Origin of the sequence: Cellulomonas composti, from assembly GCF_007990245.1 — a bacterium.
Classification (GTDB): Bacteria; Actinomycetota; Actinomycetes; order Actinomycetales; family Cellulomonadaceae; genus Cellulomonas; species Cellulomonas composti.
Map to the genome: position 1 here is coordinate 1 of NZ_BJWG01000010.1, position 12,066 is coordinate 12,066.

A 12,066-nucleotide genomic window follows, 5' to 3' on the forward strand; every position below is an offset into this window, starting at 1 on the left:
CCGTCAGATCTCGCGATCTGAAAAGAGGCAACTTCGCTACCTTAGCGGCCCTGCGGGGCTCCGTCAAACCGCCTGATCGGCGATCGTTCGGTGCCCGTTGGGCCTGTCCGCGCACTCGTCGTCTGCTGGCACGTGGCCGACGGAGTCGAGCTGCGGGGTTCGCCTCCCCCGGGACCGTCCACCGGGTTCGTCCCTGGTGTCCGTTCCTCCCTGGCGGGTGGCGCGTGCTGAACATTACGGTGCCCTGCGGCGTAGAGGCAAATCGCGAGCGGGTGACCCCCGTCACCACGTCGGCGCGCGCCGGCTCCGCCCGTGCGAGGAGCGCCGCCGCAGGTCAGTGGGGCGGCCCGGGGCGAGCGCGGGGTCTGCGCGGCTACTGCTCAGCTACTGCTCGGCGACTGCGCGGCGACGCCTGGGTTCGCCCGCTCGGGCGAGCAGTGCTGTGCCGGCGCTGAGCTCTGCTGTGGCTGTGGCCCGGCTCAGACCCGGCTCAGACTCGGCTCAGGCCTAGTAGAGCGCCGACGCCATCGCGCGGCGCGCACTGACGACGCGCGGGTCCTCGGGGCCGACGACCTCGAACAGGTCCACCAAACGGATCCGCACACGTTCCTTCGCGTCGCCTGCGGTGACCCGCAGCAGGTCGACCAGGCGCGCGAATGCGTCCTCGACCATGCCGCCGAGCAGATCGACGTCGGCGACGGCGAGCTGGGCGTCGACGTCGCGCGGGTCCGCGGCGGCCGCGGAGCGCACCGCTGCGAGGTCCACGTCGTGCGTGCGCTCGAGCAGACCGACCTGGGCCAGACCCGCGCGGGCGAGGGCGTCGCGCGGGTTCTCGCGCAGCGCCTGCTCGTACGCCTCGACGGCGGCCGGCAGGTCGTCGCGCTCGATCGCGTCGTAGGCGGCCTGGTGCAGCGGTGGCAGCTCCGGCTCGGGCTCCGGCTCGGGTGCGTCGCCCGCCGGCTCGGCACGGCCCGTGAGTCCGTTGGCTGCCGCGGCGGCGAGCACCTGCTCGATCACCGGCCGGATCTGGTCGGCCGACGCCCCGCCCTGGAACAGCGGGACCGGTTGACCGGCGAGCACCGCCACGACCGTCGGCACCTGCTGCGGCGCCACCTGGAACGCGGCGGCCACCTGCGGGTTCGCATCGGCGTCGATCCGCGCCAGCAACCAGGTGCCCGCACCCTCGTCGGCCAGCGCCCCCAGCTCGGCGACGGTCTGTCGACTCACCTCGGACCACGGTGCCCACAGCGCGACGACGACCGGGTACTGGGTCGAGCGCTGCACGAGGGCCGGGAAGCCCTCCTCGTCGACGTCCACGACGAACCCGCCGGGGGCGGACAGTCCACCGGGCGACCCCGGCGGGGGCGTGGCGTTGCGCGCCAAGGTCGACAGGTCGACCGCACCCCGGGCGTCGAGCCGGGGTCGCGGACCGGTGGGCTGGGACATCGCGTGCTCCTTGCGGTGCGAGGGGTCAGGTGGCCGAGGCGGCGGTCAGTACCAGCTCCGCCGCGAGCACCTGAAGGGGTGCGTCGGACCCGGCCGGCGGGACGTAGAAGGTCACGATGCTGGTGTACGTGCGCACGAACGAGTGCGTCGCCGACGTCGCCCCCGAGATCGCAGCGTAGAACGGGTCGGTGATCGGGATCGTCGCACCGGCCGCGGAGATCGTGATCGTCGAGACGACCGTCAGGTCGCCCACGACGATCGCGCCGCCGTCCACCGTGCGCAGCGCAGACTCGTCGCCCGAGGGCGTGTAGGTCGAGGCGGCGCTGCCCGCGGTACCGATGCCGGCGCTCGCCTGGGTGCGCAGGTCCTCGATCTCGGTCTGGTACGCGCTCTCGGCGAACGTCTCCTTGTACATCGAGCCGTCGCCCTTGGCGAGCAGGTCGGCGAACTGCGGCAGCACGTCCTGCGGGGCGACGCTCAGCGAGTCGTCGTCGGGCTCGAGGACCTCGCTGCCCTCGTCGGCCGGCGCGGTCGGGGGCATCTGCGTGCCCGGCAGGAGCCGCGCCCAGCCCCACATCCGGTACGGCGCGCGCGGCTCGTCCTGGCGCAGCACGAGGATGCGCGGCGCCTGCAGGTCCTCCGGCTGCTCCGTGACGACGAGCTGCGTGCGCGGCCACTGCGTGGTCTGCGGGACCACGCTCGTCAGCGCGACGGCGGGCAGCACGGTCGGCGGCTTGGCGCCCGCCGTCGCGGTGCTGCGGACGTACTCGGCCGACCTCATGGCGAGCGCCGGCCCCTCGACGCGCGGGGCGAGGGCGGCGGCGTCGAGCGCCCCGTCCGCCGCGGCCAGCACGTCACCGAGCGAGTCGAGCACGCGGTCGGACTGCGCGACGGTCAGCGCGGCCGGCGCGATCGCGGGCGGCGGGGGCGGGTCGGGTTGCGGGGGCGAGCCGGCACAGGCGGCGAGCCCGACGAGGGCGGCCGCGGCGAGCGCCGCCCCGCGCAGACGGGTGACACGCCGGCTCGACGTCGTGCGCAGGCGGCTCATCGCTCCGCCCCCTGTCCGTCGTCGGGCTGTTCGTCGCCGTCGGCCGTGTTCGGTGCTGCGTTCGGTCGTGTGGTCGGTGAGCTGGTCGGTGCTGCGGTCCCGGGCAACGGGGGCAGGCCCCACGCGCGCCGCCAGGCGTCCGCCCGCGCACCCGCTCCCTCGGTCTCGGGTGCCGGCACGGGTGCGGCGCCGCCCGTCGCGGGAGTCGGCGCCGGCCCGGCGGAACCGGTCGGGCGCGCCGGGAAGGGCCGTCCGGTCGTGGCGGGCGGCGAGCCGGGGCTCGTCGGCGCGCCACCGGCCGAGACATTCGGACCCGCACCGGGGATCCACGCGCTGCCGGTCGACGCCACGGGACGGTCTCCACCACCCGCCCGGCCGGTCGGCTGCGCGCCGGTCGGCTGTCCGGTCGGCTCCATGGTCGGCTGCTCGGTCGGCTGCTCGGTCGGCTGCTCGGTCGGCTGCTCGGTCGGCTGCTCGGTCGGCTGCTCGGTCGCAGGACGGCCACCGAGCCACGTCGGACGTCCTGCGCGGACGGCCTTGGCAATGGCTCCGCCGGTCGCCGCGGCAGCCGCCGGCGGGGCTCCGGCCGGCGTGGTGGGGCCGGTCGGCGTCGTCGGGCCGGACGAGCCGGTCGGCGTCGCCGGACCCGTCGAAGCGGCGCGAACGGTCGGTGCCGCGGGACCGGTCGGCGTCGCCGCACCGGTCGAGGCGGCGGGGTCGGTCGGGACCGCAGGGCCGGTCGGGGCCGGTGCTCCGGACGCGGGATGCGTGATCGGCGCCCAGCTCGGGCGCGCGCCCGCGTGCTCGGCCGCACCGGTCGGTGCCGATCCGGTCGGTGCCGATCCCGTCGGTGCCGATCCAGCCGGTGCAGCGCCCGCCGGCGCCGATCCGGTCGGCCGGTCAGGGACGGGTCGCGTCGCGAACTCGCCTCCGGAGCGGGCGCGCAGCGCGCGGCGGGTCAGGGGTTGCTCCCCCGTGACGGCTGCGCCGACGGCGGGCACAGCACCGGTCGCGGTGCTCGTCGGGGTGCCCGTCGGGGTGGCCGTCGTGGTGGCGGCGCCGGGCTCGCGCGCCGTCGTCGGGTCCGGGCCCGCGTCGACCGTCGGCCGCGCGGCCGCGGTAGCGCCGGCCGCGGACGGCTCGCTGGGCGTCCACCCGGAAGCACGGGGGGCGGCGGGTTCGTCGGCTGCCTCCGGCACGCTCGGTGTGCTGCCGGTCGGCGGCGGCACGGTCGCGAGCGGACCGGTCGCAGGGGCGTCGACGGTAGCCAGGGAACCCGTGCGGCCCGTGCGTGCGGCAGCGTCGGCCTCGCGGAGCTGACGCCGGGTGAGCGCCACGGGTTCGCCGTCAGCGCCGATGGTCGGCAGCGCCTGGGTGTGCACCGCGTTCCACGTGACCGGACGCGCGCGGCGTCGGTCACGCTCGAACATGCCCAGCGCGACGAGCACGAGAACCGTCCCGAGCACGACCAGCGGCCACAGCCACGGCGTCGTGACCTCACGTGGCCAGGCGATCGAGATCGTCGGAGCCGTCTCGGTCCCGACGGCCAGCAGGCTCCAGCGGCCGGGCTGTGCCTTCCAGACGAGCGTCGCGGTGCCGTCGCCGGTCGCCTGCGCGACCCACATGTCGTTGTCGGTCGGGTCCGCCACCGCGCCCGCGTCCTCGTCGGTGGTCCCGCCCGGGACCGCCGTGGCCGACGGGGTCGGCACCGGGGTCGTACCTGCTGTGGGCGTCGCGGCGGCCGTCGGGCTCGTCGTCGCAGCCGCCGTGGGCGCCACCGTCGGGGCGGTCGTGGGCGTCGTCGTCGGGCTGGCGGAACCGGTCGTGGTGGGTGCGGGAGTCGGCGTGGGTCCTGCCGTGGGGGCCTCGCCGGGCGTGGTCGCGAGCTCGCGCCACGAGTCGAGGCCCGTCACCCGCGTGTACGCGTCGGTGCCGACCCAGCCGTCGACGTCGGTGTCCCGGCCGACCGCGAGGACGACCGGGCCGTCGTCGGGCGCGGTGAGAGTGACGGTGGCCGGGTCGCCGGCCAGCTCGAGCACGCCTGGGCTCGTCACCACGATGTGGCCATCCGCGGGTGCCGTCGCCACGAGCACGTCGTCGGCGCGCCAGAGGGTCGCGGACGCGACGCCAAGGCCGATGACGGCCAGGCCGACGACGCCGACGGCGACCGTGATGACTCGCTTGCGCACGCAGGATCCTCTCGGGCGGAGAAGGCCAGGATAGGCAAACCGGGACGTCACACGCGCAGCAGACCAGTTCACGACGTCTCGTCACCCGTTCGGGGCACGGGCGAGGAGGCTGCTCGCGTATCCTGGCCGGTGCCCGGCCCTACCGCAGCGCCGCGATCGAGCCGCGCCAGCCGGACCTGCATTCAGGAGGAAGCTCTCGTGCCCGAAACACGGCCCACCTTCCCTGTCGTCAACTTCCGCGGGTACGAGCGCGAAGCTGTCGACCAGCGGCTGGCCGACCTCGAACGCTCGCTCGCCGACGCTCGCGGTCAGGTCGAGGCGCTCGACGCACGGGCGCTCCAGGTGTCCGGCGAGCTCTCCGAGGCGCACCGCCAGCTCCGCGAGGCCGAGCGGCCCACGTACTCGGGACTCGGCTCGCGGATCGAACAGCTCCTGCGCTCCGCCGAGGAGCAGTCCTCCGACGTCATGAGCCAGGCGAACGCGCAGGCCGCGGACTCCCTCGCGCGCGCCAAGCTCGCCGCCGGACAGCTGCGCGCCCGCGCCGAGAACGAGGTCGCCGAGATGCTCGCGACCGCTCGCCGCGAGGCGGAGGAGGAGCGCACGACGGCGTCCGCCGAGGCCGAGAGCACGCTCACCGCAGCGCAGCGGCGCGCAGAGGAGCTCGTCGGGTCCGCCGAACGCGAGGCCGCGCGGATCCAGAGCGCGATCACGACCGAGGAGAGCGAGCGCCGCACGTCGCTCGAGCGCGAGCTCGGCACGTTGCGCGCGAGCGTCGAGCACGAGGCCACGCAGCTGCGCGTCGCCACCGAGCGCACCGCGAGCGACCTGCGCTCGCGCGCCGACACGGAGACGACGGCCCAGCGCGAGGAGGCCGAACGCTACGCACAGGACCTGCGCCAGAGCGCCGACGCCGACACGACCGCGCTGCGGACGCAGACCGAGGCGCAGACCGCCGCACAGCGTGCCGACGCCGAGCGTTACGTCGCGGACCTGCGCGCACAGGTGGCCGAGGAGGTCGCGCAGCTCCGGCAGGACGCCGCCTCCGAGGCGACCGCGCTGCGCACCCAGGCCGCCGAGCACGCCGACGGTGTGCGGGCCGCGGGTGACCGCGACGCGAACGCGCTGCGCCAGCGTGTCGCCGCCGAGGTCGCTGCGCTGCGCACCGAGGCCGACCAGTACAGCGCGTTCGTGCGGGCCCAGGCCGATCGGGAGACCGGCGAGCTGCGGGCCACGGTGGCCGACGAGGTCGCGGCGGCACGTGCGGCCGCCGACCAGGAGCTCTCGGCGCAGCGCGCGGAGGCCGAGCAGTTCGCGAGCGAGCTGCGGGCGACCGCCGAGCGTGAGACGACCGAGCTGCGGGAGCGCACCGAGCACGAGACGACGACCCTGCGGGAGACGACCGAGCGCGAGACCACGCTGCTGCGCGAGACGACCGAACGCGATGCCGTCGAGCTGCGCGACACGACCGAGCGCGAGACGCGCGAGCGCCGCGAGCAGACCCGCCTGGACACCGAGCGCGTCCTGACCGAGGCACGCCGCTCGGCGGCAGCGACGCTCGCCGACGCCCGCACCCGCGCCGAGGAGCTCGTGCGCGAGGCCGAGCAGAAGCTGGCCGACGCCGAGCTCGAGATCGCCGCGCGGCACGAGGCCTCCGAGCGCGAGGACGCGGACCGCCACGAGAGCGCCCGGGCCGAGACCGAGCGCCTCGTGCGCGATGCCGAGGCGCACGCCGCCGAGGCCGAGGAGCGCGTCGCCAAGGCCGTCGCACAGGCCGAGAAGGTCCGTGTCGACGCCGAGTCGCACGCGAAGGAGCTGCTCTCGAACGCGCGCCGCAACGCCGATCGCGTCGTGGCCGAGGCCCGTGAGCACGCCGAGAAGCAGATCTCCGACGCGATGACCGAGTCCGAGCGCGAGCGCACCACCGCGGTCCGCCAGGTCGAGGACCTCAATCGGCAGCGCGAGTCCATCACCACCTACCTCGACGAGCTGCGCTCGCTGCTCGGGACGGACCCCGACCGCGCCGCGCTCGACCGGGCGCGGCGCGCCGAGGCGGAGTTCGCCGCCAAGGCGGGCGCCTCACCGAAGGCCGGCCGCGGGTCGTCGGACAGTGCGTCCACGGGCGGTGCGTCCACAGGCGGTGCGTCCAACGGCGGTGCCGCGGACGTCGTCACCGCGACCGCGTCGGCGCCCGCACGGCCGGCGGCCAAGTCGCGCCCGAAGTCGCGGCCCGCACCGGTCTCCGCGGCGGCCGCCGTGGCGCCCGTGCCCGAGCCCGACCCGGAGCCGACGAACGAGCCCGCCGACTCCGCGCCGACGCACGAGAGCGTCGAACCGTCCGAGGTCGAGAGCGCCGAACGGTCCGAGGCCGACACCGCGCCTGATGCGACGGCCGAGGCCGACACCGAGAGTCCGGCGGAGGCGGGCGGCGAGCAGGTCGCCGAGACCGACGGCGCGGGCGAGCCTGGCGACGGCGCGCAGGGCGACGACGCGCAGGGCGACGACGTACAGGGCGAGGGCACGCAGCAGTCGGCCGCCGAGGGCGAGCAGCCCGCGACGGCGCACTGAGCGACGCGCGGACATGGGGACGCAGGACGCCGCCGCCTGGCGCGACGGACGCCGTGAGGCGGCCGCCGCGCACGCGGAGGCGTTGCAGCGCAGGCAGCAGGCGGAGTCGGCGCGCGCGAGTGCGCTGATCGCCGAGTTCGTGCGCGACGCGCTCGCCCACGGCCCGGCCCCCGAGCCACTTCGGGCGCGCACGTTCGACGGCCGCGCGTACTACCGCACACCGCTGCGCGGCTGGTACCTGCGGCTCGACGGGACCGTCGCGATCGACACCGACGCGCGGTTCTACGTGCTGCGCACTCCGCGCTCCGTGTCCGGCATGCTGCGCGGTGTCACACCTACGCCGTCGGATCCGCCGCTCGTCATCGGTGCCGGCGGCAAGGACGGCGAGTCGATCGACCTCGTCGACGCCCTCGCCCGACTCGTCGCCGCGCGCTGAGCGGACGCGCTCCGTCGTCGGGCGCGATCGTCGGGGACGAGGTCCACGTCAGGCGTGGTCCGCGCGCTGTGCGAGCTCCGCGAGCGCGGCGGCGACGGCAGCGGGCTGCTCGACGGCGCTCATGTGGCCGGACCGCGGGACGACGACGAGGTGCGCGTCGCGGGCGGCGGCGACCATGTGCTCCGCGGCCGCGACGGGCGTGGTCACGTCCTCGTCCCCGACGACGACGGTGACCGGCCCGGCGAACTCGTGCAGCACGTCCGTGCGGTCGGGTCGGGCGGCCATCGCGCGCTGCGACCACGCGACGCCCGCGGGCGACTGACCGTCGATCCAGACCGCGATCCGCTCGCTGACCTCGGGTCGCGCGGCCCGGGTCGTCTCGCCGACGAGCGTGGTCGCCATCGGTCGCACCGGCTCGAGCGTGTCGCCGTCGAGCGCCTCGAGCGCGATACGCAGCCGGTTGGCCCGTGCGTCGTCGGCGTCGGCGGTCGACTTGGTGTCGACGAGCCCGAGAGCCGCGACGAGCGCGGGAGCGCGCTGCGCGAGCGCGAGCGCCACGTACCCGCCCATCGAGAGCCCGACGACGACCGCTCGCTCGATGCCGGCGTCGGCGAGCTCGCGCGCGAGGTCGTCGGCGGCCGACTCGAGCGACGGCTCGGACAGGTCGACCGGGGCGCCCGCGGCCCCGGGCAGGTCCGCCGCGAGCACGCGGCGTCCGGCCGGCAGCGCCGCGGCGACGTCGAGCCACATCCGGTGGTCGAGCGGGAAGCCGTGCAGCAGGACGACGGGGGTGGCGCCGGTAGGGCCGGGCCGTACCTCGTGCAGCGTCATGCGTCCTCCTCGGTGCGGTCGTCGTCGTCGGTCGCGGTGCCGACTGGCCCGGACCACGTCGTCGGCAGCGGCGCGTGGCCCGGCAGCACGTGGGCGACGATCTCGTCGAGCACGCGCCGGACGGCGGACTCGCCGACCCACAGGTGCTTGGCGCCGGGCACGCCGATCACCTCGGCCTGCGGGATCCGGGCGAAGCGCTCGCGCGCCTCGTCGGGTCGTAGGTAGTCGTCGTGCTCGGGGACCAGCGCGACCAGCGGCTTGCCCGACGCGGCCCACGTGTCGAGGTCTGCGTCGCTCGCGCGGTGCAGGGGCGGCGAGAGCAGGATCGCGCCCTCGATCGCCGGGTCGCAGCCGTGCATGAGCGCGAGCTCCGTGCCGAACGACCAGCCCACGAGCCAGCGCCGCGGCAGGTCGTGGAACTCCGCGAACTCGATGGCGGCCGCGACGTCGAAGCGCTCGGCGGCGCCACCGTCGAACGCGCCCTGGCTCGTGCCGCGCGGGCTCGACGTGCCGCGCGTGTTGAACCGCAGCACCGCGAGGTCGGCCATCGCCGGCAGCCGCCACGACGCCTTGCGCAGCACATGGGAGTCCATGTAGCCGCCGTGCGTGGGCAGCGGGTGCAGGGTCACGAGGGTCGCGGCCGGGGTCGTCGGGCGGCCCTCGTCGTCGCACGGCAGGGCGAGCTCGCCGACGAGCGTGAGGCCGTCCGCCGTGTGCAGCTCGACGTCCTCGCGGTGCGCCGGCAGCACCGTGAGCGAACGGATCGGGTGGGCGGCGCCCTGCGGGTCGGCGGGCTCGTGCGGGGTGCGCATCGTCGTGCTCATCGCGTCCGAGCCTAAGCCTGGGCGAGCGCCGCCGCGTGCTCGAGGACGTGCGCGACGCCGTCGTCGGCGTTCGACGGGCAGGTGTGCCGGGCTGCCTCGCGAACGACGTCGAAGGCGTTGGCGACGGCGAACGACTCGCCCGCCCAGGTGAGCATCGGCAGGTCGTTGGGCGCATCGCCGCAAGCCCAGACGTCGACTGCGGCGATCCCACGCTCGTTCGCCCAGCGTGCGAGCGTCGCGGCCTTCGTCACGCCCGCGCCGGAGACCTCGCCGAGCGCGATCGCACCCGAGTCGGACACGAGCGCGTCCGGCCCGAGCGCGACGCCGACCCGCGCGAGGAAGTCCGACGGCGGCGGCGGAGAGGTACGAACGAGCAGCTTGAACGTCGACTCGGTGAGCGCGTCCTCGATGCGCGCGACGCGCGGGCTGTCGGTGGGCTCGGCGTGCTCCGAGACGAAGCCGTGCTCGGCGGCGTAGCCGGCGGCGGACTCCGCGGCGAGGTGCACGTCGTCGCCCCAGACGTCGCGCAGGCGCGCCGCGAGCCGTCCGACGAGCGCGCGCGGCATCCCGTGGTCGGCCAGCAGCCCGCCGTCGGCCGCCCGCACCACGGCGGCGCCGTTCGCGCAGATGACGACGCCGTGGCCCGCGACGTGACGCGCGAGGCCCGTGATCCACCGGGGCGGCCGCGCCGTCACGAAGACGACCTCGATACCGCTCGCGGCTGCCACGCGCAGGGCCGCCTCGGTGCGTGGCGAGATCGACCCGTCGGGGTGCAGCAGCGTGTTGTCGAGGTCGGTCGCGACGAGCCGCGGGGTCCGGTCCGGCCAGCGGGCCGCCGGTGCCACGGCGGGCGTGGTGGTCACCGCGCGAGCCTATCGACGCGTCGGTCCGCGCCGGCCACGCGCATCCCAGCACGACGAGTGCCAGTGCCGGCGGTCGTCGACGGCCTCGCCGAACCACGCGTCGGCACGCCACGCGACGACGTGCGCCGTGCCGGTGGGCACGACCTGGTCGCACCCCGGGCAGCGGTACTCCCGGGCTCCCCCGCGGACGCGTTGCACCACCCACTCGCCGTCGGACGACGACTGCGTGACGCGCCCGCCGGTCGCCCGGTCGACGTCGATCGGCGCGGGCTGCGCGCCGTAGGGACGCTTGTTCGACCGGCGACCGCTGGGCATACGACGATCCTGCCCGACGACTCAGAGCGTCGCAGCAGCCTCGACGGTCGGCACCGTGCGCGTGCGCACGAGCTCGGCGTACCAGCGGCCGGAGTCCTTGACGGTGCGCGCCTGCGTGTCGTAGTCGACGCGCACGATCCCGAACCGGCGGTCGAACCCGTAGGCCCACTCGAAGTTGTCGAGCAGCGACCAGACGAAGTAGCCGCGCACGTCCACGCCGCGGTCGAGCGCCTCGCCGACGGCGTCGATGTGGTCGTGCAGGTAGGCGATGCGCTCGGGGTCGTGCACGCGGCCGTCCGGGCTCACCTCGTCGTGGAACGCGGCGCCGTTCTCCGTGACCGCGAGCGGCAGGTCCGGGTAGCGCTCGTGCAGCCCGACGAGCAGCTCGACGAGACCGTCGGGCTCGATGTTCCAGCCCATCGCCGTGTGCGGGCCGGGCAGGGGCAGCCACTCGACGGCATCCGCGCCGATCCACGGGCTGTGCTCCGACGAGCGGTGCCCGTCGGGGCCGGGCGTACCGTCGCCGACCGCCGGCGTCCCGGCCCGCACCAGGCCCGTCGCGTAGTAGTTGACCCCGAGGATCCCGAGCGGGACGCGGATGAGGTCCAGGTCGCCGTCCTGCACGAACGACCAGTCCGTGATGTGCGCCGTGTCGGCGAAGACCTGCTCCGGGTAGACGCCCTCGACGACCGGACGCAGGAACACCTCGTTGGCGATGGTGTCGATCCGGCGCTTGGCCTCGAGGTCCGCGGGCTCGTCGGACGCGGCGCGCGTGACGTGCAGGTTGAGGGTGATCGAGACGGGGGTGTCCGGACCCAGCACGTCCTTGATCGCGCGCGCGGCCAGGCCGTGGGCGAGGTTGAGGTGGTGCACGGCGCGCAGCGCCTGCTCGGCGTCCGTCACGCCCGGCGCGTGCACGCCGCTGCCGTACCCGAGGAACGCGGTGCACCAGGGCTCGTTGAGCGTGGTCCACAGCGTCACGCGGTCGCCGAGCACCTCGGCGACCTTGCGGGCGTACTCGCCGAAGCGGTAGGCGGTCTCGCGGTTGCTCCAGCCGCCCTCGTCCTCGAGCGCCTGCGGCAGGTCCCAGTGGTACAGCGTGGCGACCGGCGCGATGCCGGCGTCGATCAGACGGTCGACGAGGTCGCTGTAGAAGTCCAGACCCGCCTGGTTGAACTCCCCCGAGCCGGTCGGCCGCACGCGCGGCCACGCGATCGAGAACCGGTAGGCCTGCAGGCCGAGCTCCTTCATGATCGCGACGTCCTGCGGGACGCGGTGGTAGTGGTCCACCGCGACGTCACCGGTGTCGCCGTCGAGCACCTTGCCCGGCGTGCGCGAGAACGTGTCCCAGATCGACGGGAGTCGGCCGTCCTCGTCGTGCGCACCCTCGATCTGGTACGCGGCGGTCGCCGAACCCCACAGGAGGTCGGCAGGGAACGTGCGGCCCGACGGGCGCGAGCCGGTGGTGCGCGGGCTGGTCATGGCTTCGTCCTTGGGTGCTGGGAGTTCCGGGGGGCCGGCGCAACCTCACGCGGCAACGACCCCGGGG

General features: G+C 75.5%; 10 protein-coding genes. 2 read left to right on the forward strand and 8 right to left on the reverse strand.

Features of this window, described 5'->3' with window-relative positions; all coding sequences use genetic code 11:
* Nucleotides 1-507: 507 nt before the first annotated feature.
* From CCO02nite_RS11125 to CCO02nite_RS16235, 3 genes are read right to left on the reverse strand one after another with little or no spacing between them, the layout of a single operon-like run.
* Nucleotides 508-1,446, reverse strand: coding sequence for a tetratricopeptide repeat protein (locus CCO02nite_RS11125; RefSeq protein WP_146843226.1), 939 nt, complete (start codon nt 1,444-1,446; stop codon nt 508-510).
* A 25-nt stretch (nt 1,447-1,471) separates the two neighbouring features.
* Complete coding sequence (locus CCO02nite_RS11130; RefSeq protein ID WP_222593195.1) at nt 1,472-2,494, reverse strand: DUF8094 domain-containing protein; 1,023 nt, start codon at nt 2,492-2,494, stop codon at nt 1,472-1,474.
* Nucleotides 2,491-4,683, reverse strand: coding sequence for a hypothetical protein (locus CCO02nite_RS16235; RefSeq protein WP_146843227.1), 2,193 nt, complete (start codon nt 4,681-4,683; stop codon nt 2,491-2,493). The genes CCO02nite_RS11130 and CCO02nite_RS16235 overlap by 4 nt, the downstream gene beginning before the upstream one ends.
* 198 nt (nt 4,684-4,881) lie before the next feature.
* On the opposite strand from CCO02nite_RS16235, the gene CCO02nite_RS11140 reads away from it, so the two are divergent.
* Together CCO02nite_RS11140 and CCO02nite_RS11145 are read left to right on the forward strand one after the other, a co-directional pair.
* Nucleotides 4,882-7,248 carry a hypothetical protein gene (locus tag CCO02nite_RS11140; protein WP_186812677.1) on the forward strand — a complete coding sequence of 789 codons (2,367 nt, stop codon included), beginning with the start codon at nt 4,882-4,884 and terminating at the stop codon, nt 7,246-7,248.
* Nucleotides 7,249-7,261: 13 nt separating this feature from the next.
* On the forward strand, nt 7,262-7,684 hold the full coding sequence (locus CCO02nite_RS11145; protein ID WP_146843228.1) for a hypothetical protein: 423 nt from the start codon (nt 7,262-7,264) through the stop codon (nt 7,682-7,684).
* Between the two features lie 48 nt (nt 7,685-7,732).
* Here CCO02nite_RS11145 and CCO02nite_RS11150 read toward each other — a convergent pair whose 3' ends face one another.
* From CCO02nite_RS11150 to CCO02nite_RS11170, 5 genes are read right to left on the reverse strand one after another with little or no spacing between them, the layout of a single operon-like run.
* Nucleotides 7,733-8,515 (reverse strand): alpha/beta fold hydrolase, encoded by a 783-nt coding sequence (locus tag CCO02nite_RS11150; protein ID WP_146843229.1) that lies wholly within the window; start codon nt 8,513-8,515, stop codon nt 7,733-7,735.
* On the reverse strand, nt 8,512-9,339 hold the full coding sequence (locus CCO02nite_RS11155; RefSeq protein WP_246117502.1) for an alpha/beta hydrolase: 828 nt from the start codon (nt 9,337-9,339) through the stop codon (nt 8,512-8,514). The genes CCO02nite_RS11150 and CCO02nite_RS11155 overlap by 4 nt, the downstream gene beginning before the upstream one ends.
* An 11-nt stretch (nt 9,340-9,350) precedes the next feature.
* The gene (locus CCO02nite_RS11160) at nt 9,351-10,202 is read right to left on the reverse strand and encodes an HAD family hydrolase (protein ID WP_246117503.1); all 852 of its coding nucleotides are present in this window, start codon (nt 10,200-10,202) and stop codon (nt 9,351-9,353) included.
* A 9-nt stretch (nt 10,203-10,211) separates the two neighbouring features.
* Nucleotides 10,212-10,517, reverse strand: coding sequence for an Rv1322 family protein (locus tag CCO02nite_RS11165; protein ID WP_146843230.1), 306 nt, complete (start codon nt 10,515-10,517; stop codon nt 10,212-10,214).
* Nucleotides 10,518-10,538: 21 nt separating this feature from the next.
* Nucleotides 10,539-11,999: a GH1 family beta-glucosidase gene (locus tag CCO02nite_RS11170; protein ID WP_146843231.1), complete on the reverse strand. Its 1,461-nt coding sequence runs from the start codon at nt 11,997-11,999 to the stop codon at nt 10,539-10,541.
* Nucleotides 12,000-12,066: the final 67 nt, after the last annotated feature.